We start from the raw sequence: 208 nt of genomic DNA, 5'->3' as shown, positions 1-208 counted from the left end.
CGCAAGTGTGCAAGGAAGTATGGCCTGTGTAATCCGACGTTATTGTCGTCATGGCTGTCAAAATATGGTGAGAAAACCTTATCTTTGCCGTTGGAAGAAGAATACGACGACATGGCAAGACGCAGCAAGGAGGAATATAGGGATGAGAACGCGTCCCTGCGCAAGCGCGTGCGCGAGTTGGAGAAGGCGCTTGCGTACTCGCGTTTGG

The 208-nt window shown here is 51.9% G+C and carries 1 pseudogene; it reads left to right on the top strand.

Features of this window, described 5'->3' with window-relative positions:
- Positions 1–208 (top strand): annotated as a pseudogene (locus tag H6A34_RS14850) (transposase); the annotation flags it as partial.

The organism is Marseilla massiliensis (assembly GCF_016899855.1).
Classification (GTDB): Bacteria; Bacteroidota; Bacteroidia; order Bacteroidales; family Bacteroidaceae; genus Prevotella.
Note: the sequence above shows the minus strand (reverse complement) of the source record. Positions and strands in the feature narration are given on the sequence as shown.